Genomic DNA, 16,072 nt, shown 5'->3' with positions numbered 1-16,072 from the left:
TTAGTGAATTTAACTTTTGAACAGGAGGAAACTGCAGTGGAAAAACAGGAAGTAGTCATCGTAAGTGCAGTCCGTACTGCAATTGGAAGCTTCAATGGAAGCCTAAAAAATATCTCAGCCCCGGAGTTGGGGGCAGTTGTAATAAAGGAAGCCTTAAAAAGAGGCGGTTTAACGGGTGAACAAGTGGATGAAGTCATCATGGGAAATGTCCTGCAGGCAGGACTGGGACAGAATCCGGCAAGGCAGGCAGCGCTTAAGGCGGGCCTTCCTGAAAGCGTTTCCGCAATGACCATCAATAAAGTATGCGGTTCTGGATTGAAGGCCGTGCATTTGGCGGCGCAGGCGATTTTGGCAGGAGATGCCGATGTCGTTGTGGCAGGCGGAATGGAAAACATGAGCCAGGCGCCATATTTATTAAAAAATGCCCGTGAAGGTTTCAAAATGGGTGATCAAAAGATGGTCGACAGCATGATTTCAGATGGATTATGGTGTGCATTCAACGACTATCATATGGGGGTCACAGCAGAGAACCTGTGCGATGCCTACCAATTGTCAAGGGAAGAGCAGGATGCGTTCTCAGCCGAGAGCCAGTCAAAGGCTGCAAAAGCCATTGAGGAAGGCAAGTTCAAGGAAGAAATTGTTCCAGTGGCCATTCCTCAACGAAAAGGGGAGCCGATTCTTTTCGAGACAGATGAATATGTGAAAAAAGGGACGACTGCTGAAAAGCTTGCAGGATTAAGGCCGGCATTTAAAAAGGATGGAAGCGTAACAGCAGGCAATGCGTCCGGCATCAATGACGGAGCAGCCGCCTTTGTCGTGATGTCCAGAGCGAAAGCGGAAGAACTTGGGATCAAACCGCTTGTTGTCATTAAAGGAAATGCCAGTGCAGGGGTAGACCCAAGCATAATGGGAATCGGCCCTGTTTCAGCAGTGAAAAAAGCATTGGCGAAAACCAATATGGAATTAAATGAAATGGATCTGATTGAAGCGAATGAAGCCTTTGCTGCCCAGTCTTTGGCAGTGGGGAAAGAGTTGGATTTCAATAAGGAAATATTGAACGTCAATGGTGGAGCGATTGCCTTGGGGCACCCGATTGGGGCAAGCGGGGCAAGAATCCTTGTGACGCTGATCCATGAAATGAAGAAGCGGGAAGCGAAAAAAGGATTGGCAACCCTCTGCATCGGCGGAGGACAGGGAGTTGCGACAATCGTTGAACTGGTTTAGGCGGAATAGATACTGTCTGAGAACGACAAAAGGAGATGAGAAAACATGAAACAAGTTTTTGCCACTTTTCAAGAAGCGGTGAAGGATATTAATGATGGAGCGGTTTTGATGGTCGGCGGCTTTGGTTTATGCGGCATCCCGGAAAATCTGATCCTTGCCTTGGTTGAAAAAGGTGTTAAGGATTTGACCGTCATTTCCAATAACTGCGGAGTCGATGATTGGGGACTAGGGCTTCTCATGAAAAATAAGCAGATCAAGAAGATGATCGGCTCATACGTTGGAGAGAATAAGGAATTTGAACGGCAGGTACTATCTGGCGAGATAGAAGTGGAACTGGTCCCTCAAGGTACACTTGCCGAAAAGATCCGTGCAGGCGGTGCAGGCATCCCGGCATTCTACACACCTGCAGGGGTAGGGACGCCTATAGCAGAAGGCAAAGAAACAAGGGAATTCAATGGCAAGGAATATCTTCTCGAAGAAGCCTATACTGCCGATTTCAGTTTGGTCAGGGCTTGGAAGGCAGACAAGATGGGGAACTTGATCTACAACAAAACCGCGAGGAATTTCAATCCGATGATTGCGGCTGCCGGCAAAGTCACCATTGCTGAAGTGGAAGAGCTTTATGAAATTGGTGAACTGAATCCGAACGATATCCATACGCCAAGCATCTATGTCCAAGGACTGATCCAAGGAAAACAGGAAAAGAGAATCGAACGCAGAACAGTCCAATCAAAATAAGGAAGGGAGAGCTGAAAGATGAGCAATCGCGAAAAAATTGCGAGAAGAGCAGAAAAAGAGATTGAAAATGGCTTTTATGTGAATCTTGGAATCGGGATGCCGACCCTGGTCGCAAACTATATTTCAGAGAATAAACAAGTGGTCCTGCAGTCTGAAAATGGGTTGCTGGGAATTGGCCCTTACCCTGGCGAAGAAGAAGTCGAAGCAGATTTGATCAACGCTGGGAAAGAGACGGTAACGGCAATTCCTGGAGCTTCATATTTTGATAGTTCAGAGTCCTTTGCCATGATCAGAGGGGGCCATATCGACATTGCCATCCTTGGGGGAATGGAAGTTTCAGAAAACGGAGATCTTGCCAACTGGATGATTCCGGGGAAAATGATCAAAGGAATGGGTGGAGCCATGGACTTAGTCCACGGTGCAAGAAAAATCATCGTCATTATGGATCATGTCAACAAAAGCGGAGAACCTAAAATCCTGAAATCCTGCAGCCTCCCTTTGACGGGAAAAGGAGTAGTCGATCGAATCATCACTGACCGGGCAGTAATAGATGTGACGGACAATGGCCTTCTCCTCAAAGAAGTAGCAAAAGGCTATACAGTTGAAGAAATTCTTGCCTCGACAGAACCGGAATTAAAAGTAGACGAAAACGTACTGACCGAAGCCTTTTAAAAAAGTCCGCAGCGGAAATTTCAGACCCTTTTTGCTATAATAGAAGGAAAAAAGGAGAAACACCATGAAGAAAAAGAAGCGACAGCAGCATGCCAAACCACAGCATCAGAAAAAAGAAGATTCCCTTTCATTGAAAGACGCATTAAGTCCCGATCTATTACAGCAGTTGAAAGCCAAGCAAAAAGAACTTGAGCAGACAGAAGCTGAAAAGAGGGAAGCGGAAGAAGCAAGAAAAAGAGAAGAACGAAGACTCCGCGAAAAAAATAAGTCGTTTGAAGAGCTCTTCGAAGAAAGCTCAATGAACTGGAAAGAATTCAAATAATGCTGAGAAAGGTGACGGTTGAAGATTCTCAATTGGACTGGAAGAAGCAATTTGAAGAAGAAGCCAGACGGCTTAAGGACTTTTTTTGGAAAGAATCTTCGCTGTTCATTCATCATATTGGTTCTACTTCCATTGAGGGTCTGGCTGCTAAGCCTATTATTGATATTCTGATAGAAGTACCTGATATCAATAAAGTAGATGATCAGACATCGATGATGGAAAGACAATTGGGCATCAAGGCAAAAGGGGAAAATGGCATTCCTGGGAGAAGGTATTTCCAGAGGCTGGATGAAAACGGGGTTCATCTTACGCATCTGCATATCTATCCAATCGGCCATCCCGACATTGAACGGCACCTTGTTTTCCGCGACTATCTGAGAGAACATCCTGACAGGGCAAAGGATTATGGTGATTTGAAAAGGGAATTGGCAGTGAAATACCCTTTTGATATTGCATCCTATATCGACGGAAAAGATGCATTGGTTAAAGAAATCGAAGAAGAAGCGTTAAAATGGAAAAAGTCAGGGGCGGAATAGAATCATTCCTTCCCCTGACTTTTTTTGTTCCTCGAATATCAGCGATGCTGTTCGTATTTATCGTTTTTGGCAAGTTGTCTAATGAGTTCGATTTCATCTTTAGAAAGTGCGCTTCCTTTAACTGCACGGGCATTGTTTTTGACTTGCTCCACTGTGCTCGCACCGGGCACTACAGCAGCAACAGCTGGCGAACTCAAAACATATTGGAGGGCAAGTTCGGTCATTTGACGATCATTCAAAAGCTTATGCTGAATGGACGAAAGCAATTCTGATAGTTCCTTAAAAGTGTAGGAGAGGTATCCTTCCTTCTGGATTTTATCCGATGCCTTGTCCAGCATTTTGTTGGAAAGAAGTCCTTTAGCAAGAGGACCTCTCGCAACGACGCTGATCTTCTTCTCCTCCAGTAGCGGCAGCCATTCCTCAGGGCGCCTGTCAAGAATGCTGTACTGCATCATGATGCTCTGGATGGAGGATTTTTCAGCAAAAGCTTTAATCACATTTGGACGAATGGAGGAAATCCCATATTCTCTTATTAACCCCTCTGCCTTCAGCTCTTCAAATCCTTCGATGGTCTCTTCAATGGGATCGTCAATGGTTCCCCCATGCAGTTGATAAAGATCGATATAGTCAATCCCCATGCGATGAAGGCTGTCTTTTACTGCTGATTTGATATAGGATTTCGAAGGGTCCCATCTCCAGCTGTCTTTGGCATCATTCCATCTATTTCCCACCTTGGTTGCAATGACAACATCGTCTCGGACATTTTTAAGTGCCTTTCCAACAATTTCCTCATTTACACCAAAGTCATATAAATCAGCCGTGTCAAAGTAATTAATGCCTTCTTCAAGTGCTGCTTCTACAATGGACAACGCATTTTTTTCATCCGTTCCCAACGACATGCAGCCCAGCCCCATTTTACTTACGAGCAATCCGGAATTTCCAAGTGGTCTCTTTTCCATGTGTTCCTTCCTCCCAATAAGTCATTTTCTTTATATTAATGGAAAGGAGGGGACGAGGCAAAGCGAAACGCCTAGGCCTGCTTGGACAATTCTTTGATCCAGTCGGAAACAAGGGGGAACCGCCTCTGCTGGAGTTTTAAATAGTGTTTGATCTCCCACGCTTTTCCGGCGATTACAACTCCCTTTTCAGTGAGATATACCTTCATTTCGATTCCTCCTTGGCGGGTATGATAAAATGTATGAAAAGCTAATGAAGATAGAACCCAGGAGGAGCTGGATGAAATGAAGAAATTTGAAGAAAAAACAATAGAATCAAAAGAAATTTTCAAAGGGAAGATCATTACACTGCTAGAAGATGTCGTGGAGCTTCCAAATGGAAAAATTTCCAAAAGGGAAATAATTAAACACCCGGGAGCTGTAGCTGTCATCGCACTTACAAAAGAAGGAAAGATCGTCATGGTGGAGCAGTATCGAAAGGCCCTCGAACGTTCGATTGTAGAAATACCAGCAGGGAAGCTTGAACCGGGAGAAGATCCATACGATACAGCCATGAGGGAGCTGGAGGAAGAAACCGGCTATACATGCGAAGGGCTTGAGCACCTCATTTCCTTTTATACTTCTCCCGGTTTTGCAGATGAACTCGTCCATCTGTACCTCGCAAAAGATGTTGTTCAAAAGGAAAATGCCCGTCCCGCAGATGAAGATGAATTCGTGGAATTGCTTCATTTGAGCCTTGACGAATCAGAAGAATATGTCCGTCAGCAAAAAATCTATGATGCCAAGACAGCTTATGCGGTTCAATATTTACTGATCCAAAAGCTGCAGGGGAAAAGATGAATTCATACTATGCAGACCTGCATATCCATATTGGCCGAGACCTCCATGGAAGACCGGTGAAAATCACGGGAGCCAAATCATTGACATTGCAGAATATCCTTGAATTTTCGATGGGGCAAAAAGGGGTGGACATCGTTGGCATCATTGATTGCCATTCCCCCGGGGTCATCGAAGAAATTGACCTGCTCACATCTACAGATGATTTGATGCCCCATAGTGGCGGTGGACTCATTTATAAGGATGCTGTCACTCTCATTCCGGGGTCAGAGCTTGAAGTTTATGATGAAAACTGCAAAGGACCGGTGCATGTCCTTGCTTATTTTCCGACCATGGAAAAAATGAAAAATTTCTCAGATTGGCTCGGTCCGTACGTAACGAATATCCACCTGAGTTCGCAAAGAGTCTACATTGATGGAAAGACCCTTCAGGGAAAAGTCAAAGAATTGGACGGTCTATTCATTCCTGCCCATGTGTTCACTCCTTTCAAGAGTCTGTTTGGAAAAGGAGTGGTTTCGTCTTTAAAGGAAGTTTTTGACCCTGAACTGATTGATGCGATCGAGCTGGGGTTGAGTGCCGATACCACAATGGCTGATCAAATCCTCGAACTGCACAGCTATCCGTTTCTTACAAACTCAGATGCACACTCCCTTCAGAAAATTGCCAGGGAATATCAAGAGTTGGAGCTGAATGAACCGACATTCCAGGAATTTGTTTATGCACTGAAAGGATGGGAAGGCAGAGGTATAAAAAGTAATTACGGATTGGATCCGCTGCTCGGGAAATATCATGAAACTTCATGCGCTGACTGCGGTAGCAGGCCGGGGCATGAGAGAATATGTCCGATTTGCGGAAGCCGCAAATTGATCAAAGGAGTTTCAAAAAGGATTGAAGAACTATCTTCCTATTCCACAGAGCCTCCGATTCGTCCACCCTATATCCATCAGGTGCCGCTTGAATTCCTTCCGGGGCTTGGACCGAAGACACTAAATAAACTTCTTGCTCGTTTTGGGACCGAAATGGCCATCATCCATGATTCGAAATGGGAAGAATTAAACGAGATCGTCCCTGCCAAGATTGCGGAACTCATCATGGAAGCCCGAAACGGAGCATTGAAAGTAAGGCCCGGCGGTGGAGGGGTTTATGGCAAAATCGAATAAGGGAAAATGGAATAACGGCAGACTTGTCCGCATACATTTGAATTAACCTGTTCTAGGAGGAAATGTAGATGCGGAAAAGAATATCGGCGAATCCTATCACACATCATATTCAGGAAAACTCCTCAATCTATTCATTCATCATCGTCCTATTCCTAATGGGTGTCATCTTTGGGGCGATTGTGGTCAATAGTTTATCGATTGCGCAAAAAGAAGATTTATACTATTATTTGAGCCAGTTTTTTGGACAGGTGTCAGATGGGAAGGTGGCAGCATCTGAAGATCTTTTCAGACAAAGCTTCCTTCATAATATAAAATTCCTGGGTCTGATATGGATCCTCGGCATTTCGATCATCGGGCTGCCATTAATCCTGATTCTCTTGTTCATGAAGGGTGTTGTCGTGGGATTTACCGTAGGATTTTTAGTGAACCAAATGGGATGGGGAGGATTTCTCCTTTCATTTGTAACCGTGCTGCCTCAAAATCTGTTTATTATCCCGATATTCATTTTTATCACTGTTCTGGCGGTTAGTTTTTCCATTAAACTGATCCGAAAGATATTCATGAAGCAAAATATGAATTTCATCTTTGGACCGATCTTTGGCAGATATATTGCTGCTTTTGTGCTGGCAATCGGGGTGGTGTCCATCTCGGCAGGAATAGAAGCTTACTTATCACCTGGCCTGATGAAATCAATCGTCACTTCAATCAAAAAATAAATATTATATAATATTAATTATTATAAAATAATAATTGGAAACTCTAGTTAATAATAATTTTTTTTTGCTTATTCCCCTTCGTCTGGTATAATAGGATAGACAGTGGCGAGGGAGGAACTCTTGACATGGAAGGCAGAATTGACCGTATTAAAAAACAACTGCATTCGGCTAGCTATAAGCTTACTCCGCAGCGCGAAGCAACTGTGCGTGTATTGCTTGAACATGAAGAGGATCATTTAAGTGCAGAAGATGTATACCTCCTCGTTAAGGATAAATCACCTGAAATCGGGCTTGCTACAGTCTACAGGACGCTTGAACTGCTAACCGAGCTTAAGGTAGTCGATAAAATCAACTTTGGCGACGGCGTTTCACGATATGATCTCCGCCAAGAAGGCGCAGCGCATTTCCATCATCATTTAGTATGTATTGAATGCGGTGCAGTGGATGAAATCCAGGAAGATCTATTGGAAGAAGTAGAAGCTGTGGTGGAAAAGGGATGGAACTTCAAGATTAAAGACCATCGTCTGACATTCCACGGAATATGCTGGCGCTGCCAAGATAAAAAAGAAAATGATGAATCAGAATAAACAAAAGACCTTTCCAGTGGGAAATGGTCTTTTTTCGTTATTAAGTGGAAAAAAGGAGAAGTTCCGGCAGGGATGGGCGGTTGTTCACTTTACATAATTCCGAAAGTTGAGCGGTTCACTTTGAAAGTTGCGGGGTAAAAGCCAAAAGTTGAGCGGTCACCCCCGAAAGTCGCGGGGTAAAACCCAAAAATGCGGCGGTCACCCCCGAAAGTTCGGAGCAAACTTCGGACAAATGCCCGTCCTCGGCAACCGCAATCCGTGCTTAGAGTAGCGATATCCCATTGGTCCATGACCTTTTCTTAAGGATCCAGGTATAAAAAATGTCAAGACTGGCATAGCTTGTATTAATGGATTTTGGAAAAGGGGGAGGGGCCATTTGAGAACGTGGCTAGCATTATTCTGGCAGTCAATGAAGGTTTTCATCCTATTTACCGGATGCACGATCCTCTTCTACTGTGGTATTATGTGGGTAAACCAAGAGTATCAGGATTATCATAGGTATGATAAGCCGGAAGGGGCTGCAGTGAAAGTTTACAACTCAGCTACAGGGGAAGATGTAGATTGGTTCAACCGGCTGGTGCTCTTTTATTTAGACGGGGAGTAATGAATGTGGAGGACCATTTAAGAGATTTTATCCATTACATGGTAGTGGAAAAGGGATTGGCCAAAAATACAATCGTATCTTATGAGAGAGATTTGAAAGCTTATATCAACTACTTAACGAAGGTAGAAGAAATGGGTTCTTTAAATGAAGTGTCGCGAACACATATCGTCCATTTTTTGGGCCACCTTAAACAGCAGGGGAAATCAGTCAGGACTATCGCACGGCACATTGCTTCAATAAGGTCATTCCATCAATTCCTATTAAGGGAGAAAGCGGTCGACATGGACCCATCAGTCCATATCGATACTCCGCAGCACGGGCGGAGCCTTCCTAAAGTTTTAAGCCTGGAGGAAGTCGAATCCCTCCTTGAAGCACCGGATGATTCTACTCCGATCGGGGCCAGGGACAAGGCTATGCTGGAGATTCTTTATGCTACCGGCATCCGTGTCAGTGAATTGATAGGTTTGAACCTTGACGATGTCCACCTGACAATGGGATTTGTAAAGTGTATAGGAAAAGGGAACAAGGAACGGATTATTCCCATTGGGCGGACAGCTGTTACAGTATTGGAGAATTACATGGGCGGAAGCCGGCTTCGGTTGAGGTCTTCAAAGTATAAGACAGATGCATTGTTTTTGAATCACCATGGCAATCGGCTGACGCGGCAGGGTTTCTGGAAAATACTTAAAGGGCTTGCGAAAAAGGCAAATATTGAAAAAGAACTGACTCCGCATACGCTGAGGCACTCGTTTGCCACGCATCTGCTGGAGAATGGTGCGGACCTGCGTGCTGTACAGGAGATGCTTGGACACGCAGATATATCCACAACCCAGATCTATACACACGTCACAAAGACGAGATTGAAAGATGTCTACTCCAAGTTCCACCCAAGGGCATAAAGAAAAAGCCTTTTCCTATTGAAGAAAGCAAAGAAAACTTCAATGGAAGAAGGCTTTTTTTCTTGTAAAAACAGCGCCCCATAGATTACAATATAGATGTCAGACTTCTGATGTATCAGTTTGAATACAACCTTTTTTCAGACTGATTGAAAACGCTTGTCAGTCGAGGCGCTTGGCCGATGAAGAGCGGAGTTGCCTTAAGGGCAATGAGCATCTGAAGAGGACAGGCAACGAAGAATGCGAGCGTTTGCCAACAGTCTGAGATGTCAGACTTCTGACGTATAGCGATAGTGGTTAACCCCCATAAAAAGGGGTATGATAGGTTTAGCAGAGATGAAAACGCTTTATTTTATAAATTTCGGGAGGGTGTTCATATGAAAGATACATATAAGAAAATTCATTTGATCGTGATGGATTCCGTTGGCATAGGAGAGGCTCCAGACGCTGAGAAATTCAATGATAAAGGGGCAGATACCCTTGGTCATATTGCAGAAAAAATGAATGGCTTGAATATGCCTAATATAGGAAAGCTCGGCCTTTCTAATATCCGTAGTTTACAAGGGATTGAGAAAGCTTCCAAGCCGCTTGCCTACTATACAAAAATGCAGGAAGCTTCAAATGGAAAAGATACGATGACTGGGCATTGGGAAATCATGGGTCTGAATATCGAAACGCCTTTCAGAGTTTTTCCTGATGGATTCCCGGATGAATTGATCAATGCATTGGAAGAGAAATCAGGACGGAAAATCATTGGAAACAAACCGGCAAGCGGAACGGAAATACTCGATGAGCTGGGAAAAGAGCATATGGATACAGGTGCGCTGATTGTGTATACATCAGCTGATTCAGTTCTTCAAATCGCAGCGCATGAAGAGGTTGTCCCATTGGATGAGCTGTATAAAATCTGTGAGATCGCAAGGGAAATGACACTTGATGAAAAATACATGGTCGGAAGAATCATTGCACGACCATTTGTTGGAGAGCCAGGCGATTTTAAACGCACCAGCAACAGGCATGATTATGCTTTGAAACCGTTTGACAGGACCGTCATGAACGAATTGAAGGATGCCGGAAAAGATGTCATTGCGCTCGGGAAAATTTCTGACATCTATGATGGAGAGGGCGTGACGGAAGCGATCCGTACTAAATCCAATATGGATGGAATGGATCAATTCATCAAAGTCATGGATAAGGATTTCAATGGTTTGAGCTTCCTTAACCTGGTTGACTTTGATGCATTATACGGCCATCGACGTGACCCTGAAGGCTACGGGAAGGCGTTGGAGGAATTCGATGCTAGGCTGCCTGAAGTATTTGAAAAAATGGATGATGAAGATTTGCTCATCATCACAGCTGACCATGGAAATGACCCTGTTGCCCCTGGTACAGACCATACGCGCGAATATGTCCCATTATTGGTCTATTCAAAGCGCATGAAGGAAGGTAAAGAATTGCCGATCAGAGAAACATTTGCAGATATCGGTGCGACTGTTGCAGAAAACTTCGGCGTGAAAATGCCTCAATACGGAAAAAGCTTCTTAAGTGAGCTTAATTAAGGAGAATATAGATGAACTTAGAACAAATAAAAGAAGCATCTGAATTTTTAAAGAACAAATATACTGGCACCCCAGCCATTGGATTAATCTTGGGATCTGGACTCGGGGTTCTTGCCGATGAAATTGAAAATCCAGTGAGGATTCCATACAGCGAAATTCCTGATTTTCCTGTTTCAACTGTAGCAGGGCATGCAGGACAGCTCGTTTTTGGCCAATTGAACGGAAAAGAAGTTGTGGCCATGCAAGGGAGATTTCATTATTACGAAGGCTATGAATTCAACCAAGTGACATTCCCTGTCCGCGTCATGAAAGAACTAGGCGTTGAAACATTGATCGTGACGAATGCTGCAGGCGGAGTTAATGAAAGCTTTGAGCCTGGGGATTTGATGATCATCACCGACCATATCAATAATATGGGCGGAAACCCGCTGATCGGGCCGAATGATGCAAGATTAGGGGCCCGTTTCCCGGACTTATCAGAAGCTTATAATAAAAAGCTTCGAGCAATGGCGAAAGAAATCGCTGTAAAACTGGGCATCCAGGTTCAAGAAGGTGTATATGTCGGAAACACAGGTCCTATGTATGAAACACCAGCAGAAATTAGAATGTTCCGTACTCTTGGTGGCGATGCAGTAGGTATGTCCACTGTTCCTGAGGTAATTGTAGCACGCCATTCAGGAATGAATGTACTCGGTATTTCCTGCATTTCAAATATGGCTGCAGGCATACTGGATCAGCCGCTGACACACGATGAAGTAATTGAAACGACCGAAAAAGTCAAAATGAATTTCTTAACATATGTAAAGGAAATAACAGCTGCGATATAGAACAGCAGAAAGTGGTGGCAAACATGAGAATGGTTGATTTAATCGAGAAAAAGCGTGATGGAAAAGAATTAAGCAAAGAAGAGATTCAGTTCATTATCAAAGGATATACGGACGGGACGATCCCTGACTATCAAATGAGTGCTTGGACAATGGCCGTATATTTTCAAGGGATGACGGAAAGTGAACGTGCGGAACTGACAATGGCAATGGTTCACTCCGGTGATACGATCGATTTAAGCGCCATCAATGGAGTGAAGGTCGATAAACACTCCACAGGTGGAGTAGGCGACACAACAACGCTTGTTCTAGGACCGCTTGTAGCGGCAGTAGGTGTACCTGTAGCCAAAATGTCCGGAAGGGGTCTTGGACATACAGGCGGAACAATCGATAAGCTCGAGGCAGTAGAAGGATTCCATGTTGAAATTGAAAATGAGGAATTCATCCGTTTAGTCAATGAAAACAAAATTGCCGTTATCGGACAAAGCGGTAATTTGACTCCTGCAGATAAAAAGCTGTATTCATTGCGAGATGTAACAGCCACTGTCAACTCCATCCCATTGATTGCAAGCTCCATCATGAGCAAGAAAATCGCAGCAGGTGCGGACGCGATTGTCTTGGATGTAAAGACAGGTGCAGGTGCATTCATGAAAACGCTGGATGATTCCCGTAATCTTGCACAAGCAATGGTAAACATCGGAAATAATGTGGGCCGAAAAACAATGGCAATCATTTCAGATATGAGCCAGCCTTTAGGTTTTGCTATCGGCAACGCCCTGGAAGTAAAAGAAGCTATCGATACCTTAAAGGGTGAAGGTCCAGAAGATCTCACTGAATTATGCTTGGCACTCGGAAGCAATATGGTTCTTTTAGCCGGCAAAGCTTCTTCAGCAGAAGAAGCCAGGAAGAAGCTGATTGAAGTAATGGAAAACGGCAAAGCACTCGAATCATTCAAAACATTCCTTTCAGCTCAAGGTGGAGATGCTTCTGTCATCGACGAGCCTGAAAAGCTTCCTCAAGCAAAATATACGTTTGAATTGGAAGCGAAGGAAGATGGGTATGTAGCTGAAATCGTGGCAGATGAGATTGGCACAGCAGCTATGCTCCTTGGCGCAGGAAGAGCGACGAAGGAATCAGAAATCGATTTGGCAGTTGGTTTGATGCTGCGCAGAAAGATTGGCGATGAAGTGAAAAAAGGAGAATCTCTTGTCACTATTTATGCCAATTCCGATGATGTGGAAGATGTGAAAGAGAAGCTTTACTCCAATATCACGGTTTCTAAAGAAAAAGTCGATGCACCAAAGCTTGTGCATGAGGAAGTCCACTTTCAACAATAAAATGTAATAAATGAATCCATAAACTATGAAAAGCCGGTGGCTCTGCCATCGGCTTTTTCTTATGTCCTGAAGTATATTATTGAATTAAATGGAAAGAATGGGCTAGTAAGGTAAAAATACCAATATAGACTGTTTTTTCGGAGGGATCAAGCATGAAACGTTTAGCGTTAGCAGTTACAGCGGCATTAATGATGTTTTCCATGAGTTCCACAACACTCTTAGCAAAAGAAGAAGGCCCTGCATTGGCAGATGATGCAAGATCAGCGGTTTTGATTGAAAGAGATACCGGAAGCATTTTATATGATAAAAACAGTCATGAAAAACTTCCGCCTGCCTCAATGACGAAGATCATGACAATGATTTTAATTATGCAGGCGATAGAGAAAGGGCAGCTTAAATGGGATGACAAAGTCCGGACTAGTGAATATGCGGCCTCAATGGGCGGTTCTCAGATATTCCTTGAGCCGGGTGAAGAAATGACCGTTAAGCAAATGCTCATGGGGATATCAATCGGGTCTGCAAATGATGCTTCGGTCGCAATGGCAGAAAAGATTGCGGGAAGTGAAGATGCTTTCGTCGCAATGATGAATAAAAAGGTGAAAGAATTAGGATTGAAGGATACAAAATTCCAGAATGCCACAGGGCTGCCTGCAAAAGATCATTACAGCTCTGCCTATGATATGTCCATGATGGCTAAAGAACTCCTTAAATACGAGGATATCACGAAATTTACAGGAACATATGAGTCCTATTTAAGGGAGAATACAGATAATAAATTCTGGCTCGTCAATACCAATAAATTGGTCCGATTCTATCCAGGAGTAGATGGATTGAAGACTGGGTTTACAAACGAAGCCAAGTATTGTCTTACTGCTACTGCCAAAAAAGACAATATGCGTGTAGTGGCTGTAGTATTCGGGGCACCGACTACTAAATCCAGAAACGCTCAGGTAAGCCAGATGCTTGATTATGCATTTGCTCAATATACAACAAAGCCTCTTTATGAAAAATGGCAGGCGATGGGCAAAACATCTGTCAGTAAAGGCAGTGATAATAAAGTAGAAGCCTATACTGATGAACCGATTTCCATCCTCCTTAAAAAAGGTGAGAAGACGGATAATGTCGAGAAAATCGTCAAGCTTGATCAGAATATAAAAGCGCCTGTCTCCAAAGGGGATGCGATAGGCACCCTGACGATAAAAAAGGATGGAAAAGTCGTGGTCCAATCAACACTTGTTGCGAAGAAAAATGTCGCAAAGGCAAGCTGGTGGAAGCTTTATAAAAAATCATTCGGGATTTTTGCGAAATACGGCAATTAATCTGACGGATATTCACTTAAAATGGCGAATTCCTTCTAGTTTTGTCATCTAGAAGGAATCCGCCTCAATAAAATCGAATTGACTCACTATACAACTTTTAAGGAGGACTGTAATAGTGGGTCTTGCTATTGATTTAGAAGTAAAGCATGAAGTGTTATGTATCCGTCTTCAAGGTGAACTGGACCATCATACTGCCGAATTACTGCGTGAAAGTGCCTCTGATGCGATTGAGAAATATGATATCCGCCACATTATCCTGAATTTAGAGCACCTGTCGTTCATGGACAGCTCAGGTCTTGGGGTCATATTGGGAAGGTATAAACAAATTAAACAAAAGCATGGAGAAATGGTCGTCTGCGCAATCTCTCCTTCTGTAAAAAGACTATTTGATATGTCGGGCCTATTCAAAATCATCCGATTAGAACCGTCAGAAGAGTTCGCTTTACAAAGATTGGGGGTTGCGTAAACATGAGAAACGAAATGAATCTTGAATTCAGTGCTCTAAGCCAGAATGAATCTTTTGCGAGGGTGACGGTTGCGGCATTTGTCGCCCAGCTTGACCCTACAATGGATGAATTGACAGAACTGAAGACGGTTGTCTCTGAAGCTGTAACAAATGCGATCATCCATGGCTACGACAACAACCCAGCTGGAATGGTCTATATCTCAGCAGCCATTGAAGACGGAGTGGTTGAACTGACGATTCGGGATGACGGCATGGGGATCAATGATGTTGAGGAAGCTCGACAGCCATTATATACAACAAAGCCTGAACTTGAAAGATCAGGTATGGGCTTTACCATCATGGAAAATTTCATGGACGAAGTAGAGGTAGATTCACATCCTGGTACAGGCACCATCATTCGCATGAAAAAGCACCTCACTAACAGTAAAGCGCTTTGCAATTAAGGGGTTATGCCTATGGATGTGGAATTGAAAAAAGAAAATGAAAAGGGATATCTAAAGGATCAAGAAGTGAAAGAGCTTATCAAGCTTAGCCAGGAAGGCAGCCAGGAAGCAAGGGACATCATCATTCAAAAAAACATGAGGCTTGTATGGTCTGTGGTACAGCGGTTCTTGAATAGAGGCTATGAACCTGATGACCTCTTTCAAATTGGAAGCATCGGATTGCTGAAATCTGTTGATAAATTCGATCTCTCCTATGATGTGAAATTTTCAACCTATGCAGTCCCGATGATTATCGGAGAAATTCAACGATTTATCCGTGATGACGGTACCGTCAAAGTAAGCAGATCCTTGAAGGAAATGGGGAATCGCATCCGGAAGGCGAAGGATGAACTCTCCAAAAAGTTCGGAAGGGTGCCTTCAGTCAATGAAATCGCTGAATACCTTGAGCTTTCTCCTGAGGAAGTGGTGATGGCACAAGAAGCCAGCCGATCTCCTTCATCCATTCATGAGACGGTCTATGAAAATGATGGAGACCCGATAACGCTCCTTGATCAAATCGCTGATCAAAATGAACATAAATGGTTTGATAAAATTGCCCTCAAAGAGGCCATCCTCGAACTTGATGAACGGGAAAGACTTATCGTGTATCTTAGATATTACAAAGATCAAACCCAATCTGAAGTCGCGGAAAGGCTTGGAATCTCGCAAGTCCAGGTTTCCAGGTTGGAGAAAAAAATACTCCAGCAAATGAAAGACCGGATGGATGTATAAACTGGATATAAAGGAAAGCATGGCTGGTTCTCAGTCATGCTTTTTCTATTTATTGGCTTTCATGAAGTATTTGATTTGACTCATACTACGTATACAAGGAAATTC

At 43.6% G+C, this 16,072-nt stretch carries 20 protein-coding genes; 18 read left to right on the top strand and 2 right to left on the bottom strand.

Annotated elements, in window-relative coordinates; genetic code table 11:
- The first annotated feature begins 36 nt into the window (after positions 1–36).
- The 5 genes from ABTV07_RS13285 (at position 37) to ABTV07_RS13265 (ending at position 3,492) form a co-directional block, all read left to right on the top strand.
- Positions 37–1,224, top strand: coding sequence for an acetyl-CoA C-acetyltransferase (locus tag ABTV07_RS13285; protein ID WP_433742984.1), 1,188 nt, complete (start codon positions 37–39; stop codon positions 1,222–1,224).
- Positions 1,225–1,269: 45 nt separating this feature from the next.
- On the top strand, positions 1,270–1,962 hold the full coding sequence (locus ABTV07_RS13280) for a CoA transferase subunit A (RefSeq protein WP_433742983.1): 693 nt from the start codon (positions 1,270–1,272) through the stop codon (positions 1,960–1,962).
- 18 nt (positions 1,963–1,980) lie between these two features.
- Entirely contained in the window at positions 1,981–2,634 is a 654-nt protein-coding gene (locus ABTV07_RS13275; RefSeq protein WP_433742982.1) for a CoA transferase subunit B, read from the top strand.
- 64 nt (positions 2,635–2,698) lie between these two features.
- Positions 2,699–2,956, top strand: coding sequence for a YqkE family protein (locus ABTV07_RS13270; protein ID WP_433742981.1), 258 nt, complete (start codon positions 2,699–2,701; stop codon positions 2,954–2,956).
- The gene (locus tag ABTV07_RS13265; protein WP_433742980.1) at positions 2,956–3,492 is read left to right on the top strand and encodes a GrpB family protein; all 537 of its coding nucleotides are present in this window, start codon (positions 2,956–2,958) and stop codon (positions 3,490–3,492) included. The genes ABTV07_RS13270 and ABTV07_RS13265 overlap by 1 nt, the downstream gene beginning before the upstream one ends.
- A 38-nt stretch (positions 3,493–3,530) precedes the next feature.
- On the opposite strand, the gene ABTV07_RS13260 is transcribed toward ABTV07_RS13265, so the two are convergent.
- Together ABTV07_RS13260 and mciZ are read right to left on the bottom strand one after the other, a co-directional pair.
- Entirely contained in the window at positions 3,531–4,451 is a 921-nt protein-coding gene (locus tag ABTV07_RS13260) for an aldo/keto reductase (protein ID WP_433742978.1), read from the bottom strand.
- A 71-nt stretch (positions 4,452–4,522) separates the two neighbouring features.
- Entirely contained in the window at positions 4,523–4,657 is a 135-nt protein-coding gene (gene mciZ / locus ABTV07_RS13255; RefSeq protein ID WP_433742976.1) for a Z-ring formation inhibitor MciZ, read from the bottom strand.
- 76 nt (positions 4,658–4,733) lie between these two features.
- Here mciZ and ABTV07_RS13250 point away from each other — a divergent pair, with 76 nt between their 5' ends.
- The 13 genes from ABTV07_RS13250 (at position 4,734) to sigF (ending at position 15,967) form a co-directional block, all read left to right on the top strand.
- Positions 4,734–5,288 (top strand): NUDIX hydrolase, encoded by a 555-nt coding sequence (locus ABTV07_RS13250; protein WP_433742975.1) that lies wholly within the window; start codon positions 4,734–4,736, stop codon positions 5,286–5,288.
- On the top strand, positions 5,285–6,445 hold the full coding sequence (locus ABTV07_RS13245) for an endonuclease Q family protein (RefSeq protein WP_433742973.1): 1,161 nt from the start codon (positions 5,285–5,287) through the stop codon (positions 6,443–6,445). The genes ABTV07_RS13250 and ABTV07_RS13245 overlap by 4 nt, the downstream gene beginning before the upstream one ends.
- 68 nt (positions 6,446–6,513) lie before the next feature.
- Positions 6,514–7,161 (top strand): stage II sporulation protein M, encoded by a 648-nt coding sequence (gene spoIIM, locus ABTV07_RS13240; RefSeq protein WP_114746243.1) that lies wholly within the window; start codon positions 6,514–6,516, stop codon positions 7,159–7,161.
- Between the two features lie 125 nt (positions 7,162–7,286).
- Complete coding sequence (locus ABTV07_RS13235; protein WP_433742971.1) at positions 7,287–7,748, top strand: Fur family transcriptional regulator; 462 nt, start codon at positions 7,287–7,289, stop codon at positions 7,746–7,748.
- Positions 7,749–8,124: 376 nt separating this feature from the next.
- Positions 8,125–8,352: a YqzK family protein gene (locus tag ABTV07_RS13230; RefSeq protein ID WP_433742969.1), complete on the top strand. Its 228-nt coding sequence runs from the start codon at positions 8,125–8,127 to the stop codon at positions 8,350–8,352.
- Positions 8,353–8,357: 5 nt separating this feature from the next.
- Positions 8,358–9,251 carry a site-specific tyrosine recombinase XerD gene (gene xerD, locus ABTV07_RS13225; RefSeq protein ID WP_433742968.1) on the top strand — a complete coding sequence of 298 codons (894 nt, stop codon included), beginning with the start codon at positions 8,358–8,360 and terminating at the stop codon, positions 9,249–9,251.
- Positions 9,252–9,625: 374 nt separating this feature from the next.
- A complete protein-coding gene (gene deoB / locus ABTV07_RS13220; RefSeq protein WP_433742966.1) occupies positions 9,626–10,807 on the top strand; it encodes a phosphopentomutase in 1,182 nt (393 codons plus the stop codon).
- 11 nt (positions 10,808–10,818) lie between these two features.
- Complete coding sequence (locus ABTV07_RS13215) at positions 10,819–11,634, top strand: purine-nucleoside phosphorylase (protein WP_433742964.1); 816 nt, start codon at positions 10,819–10,821, stop codon at positions 11,632–11,634.
- Positions 11,635–11,657: 23 nt separating this feature from the next.
- Complete coding sequence (locus ABTV07_RS13210) at positions 11,658–12,968, top strand: pyrimidine-nucleoside phosphorylase (RefSeq protein WP_433742962.1); 1,311 nt, start codon at positions 11,658–11,660, stop codon at positions 12,966–12,968.
- Between the two features lie 152 nt (positions 12,969–13,120).
- Positions 13,121–14,287 carry a D-alanyl-D-alanine carboxypeptidase family protein gene (locus ABTV07_RS13205; RefSeq protein ID WP_433742960.1) on the top strand — a complete coding sequence of 389 codons (1,167 nt, stop codon included), beginning with the start codon at positions 13,121–13,123 and terminating at the stop codon, positions 14,285–14,287.
- A 115-nt stretch (positions 14,288–14,402) separates the two neighbouring features.
- The gene (gene spoIIAA / locus ABTV07_RS13200) at positions 14,403–14,753 is read left to right on the top strand and encodes an anti-sigma F factor antagonist (RefSeq protein WP_433742958.1); all 351 of its coding nucleotides are present in this window, start codon (positions 14,403–14,405) and stop codon (positions 14,751–14,753) included.
- 2 nt (positions 14,754–14,755) lie between these two features.
- Positions 14,756–15,196: an anti-sigma F factor gene (gene spoIIAB / locus ABTV07_RS13195; RefSeq protein ID WP_433742957.1), complete on the top strand. Its 441-nt coding sequence runs from the start codon at positions 14,756–14,758 to the stop codon at positions 15,194–15,196.
- 12 nt (positions 15,197–15,208) lie between these two features.
- Complete coding sequence (gene sigF / locus ABTV07_RS13190) at positions 15,209–15,967, top strand: RNA polymerase sporulation sigma factor SigF (protein WP_433742955.1); 759 nt, start codon at positions 15,209–15,211, stop codon at positions 15,965–15,967.
- Positions 15,968–16,072: the final 105 nt, after the last annotated feature.

The sequence above is a fragment of the Falsibacillus pallidus genome (assembly GCF_050990905.1).
GTDB classification, from domain to species: domain Bacteria; phylum Bacillota; class Bacilli; order Bacillales; family DSM-25281; genus Falsibacillus; species Falsibacillus pallidus_A.
The sequence above is the reverse complement of the archived record's forward strand: the minus strand, read 5'-3'. Positions and strand labels throughout refer to the sequence as shown.

Bases quoted from the DNA above. Each gene is read 5' to 3' on its own strand.
- ABTV07_RS13215 (WP_433742964.1), top strand. From the start codon at position 10,819: ATGAACTTAGAACAAATAAAAGAAGCATCTGAATTTTTAAAGAACAAA.
- mciZ (WP_433742976.1), bottom strand. From the start codon at position 4,657: ATGAAGGTATATCTCACTGAAAAGGGAGTTGTAATCGCCGGAAAAGCG.
- ABTV07_RS13245 (WP_433742973.1), top strand. From the start codon at position 5,285: ATGAATTCATACTATGCAGACCTGCATATCCATATTGGCCGAGACCTC.
- ABTV07_RS13265 (WP_433742980.1), top strand. From the start codon at position 2,956: ATGCTGAGAAAGGTGACGGTTGAAGATTCTCAATTGGACTGGAAGAAG.
- ABTV07_RS13260 (WP_433742978.1), bottom strand. From the start codon at position 4,451: ATGGAAAAGAGACCACTTGGAAATTCCGGATTGCTCGTAAGTAAAATG.
- deoB (WP_433742966.1), top strand. From the start codon at position 9,626: ATGAAAGATACATATAAGAAAATTCATTTGATCGTGATGGATTCCGTT.
- ABTV07_RS13235 (WP_433742971.1), top strand. From the start codon at position 7,287: ATGGAAGGCAGAATTGACCGTATTAAAAAACAACTGCATTCGGCTAGC.
- spoIIM (WP_114746243.1), top strand. From the start codon at position 6,514: ATGCGGAAAAGAATATCGGCGAATCCTATCACACATCATATTCAGGAA.
- ABTV07_RS13205 (WP_433742960.1), top strand. From the start codon at position 13,121: ATGAAACGTTTAGCGTTAGCAGTTACAGCGGCATTAATGATGTTTTCC.
- ABTV07_RS13280 (WP_433742983.1), top strand. From the start codon at position 1,270: ATGAAACAAGTTTTTGCCACTTTTCAAGAAGCGGTGAAGGATATTAAT.
- ABTV07_RS13270 (WP_433742981.1), top strand. From the start codon at position 2,699: ATGAAGAAAAAGAAGCGACAGCAGCATGCCAAACCACAGCATCAGAAA.
- ABTV07_RS13250 (WP_433742975.1), top strand. From the start codon at position 4,734: ATGAAGAAATTTGAAGAAAAAACAATAGAATCAAAAGAAATTTTCAAA.
- ABTV07_RS13275 (WP_433742982.1), top strand. From the start codon at position 1,981: ATGAGCAATCGCGAAAAAATTGCGAGAAGAGCAGAAAAAGAGATTGAA.
- ABTV07_RS13210 (WP_433742962.1), top strand. From the start codon at position 11,658: ATGAGAATGGTTGATTTAATCGAGAAAAAGCGTGATGGAAAAGAATTA.
- sigF (WP_433742955.1), top strand. From the start codon at position 15,209: ATGGATGTGGAATTGAAAAAAGAAAATGAAAAGGGATATCTAAAGGAT.
- spoIIAB (WP_433742957.1), top strand. From the start codon at position 14,756: ATGAGAAACGAAATGAATCTTGAATTCAGTGCTCTAAGCCAGAATGAA.